Source organism: Erwinia sp. PME.40.26/001, assembly GCF_055556675.1.
This window is the reverse complement of record NZ_JBVHNP010000227.1, coordinates 1-264: the sequence shown is the minus strand read 5'-3', so window position 1 is coordinate 264 and position 264 is coordinate 1. Positions and strand designations below refer to the sequence as shown.

The 264-nt window shown below is 65.2% G+C and carries 1 protein-coding gene; it reads left to right on the top strand.

Annotated elements, in window-relative coordinates; genetic code table 11:
- The coding region (locus ACZ3HG_RS23955) for an extracellular solute-binding protein (protein WP_465334898.1) at positions 1–264 on the top strand (264 nt) is incomplete at both ends.

Genomic DNA, 264 nt, shown 5'->3' with positions numbered 1-264 from the left:
AGCGGATCGGGGGGCTCAGGGACCGCCCAAGGCGTCGGCCCGACGAGCCTGACCGAGCCGACGCAGCCGATCACCGTCACCTACGCCGGCGCGGCGTACGACGCCAAGCAGATCCAGCCAGTGCTCGACGCGTTCCACAAGGAGCACCCGAACATCACGGTGAACTACGAAGCAGTTCCGTTCGACGACTTCAACAGCGTGCTCGCGGCGAGGTTGACGTCGTCGCAAGACGCCATCGATGTGTTCGATGTCGATATGCCGCGC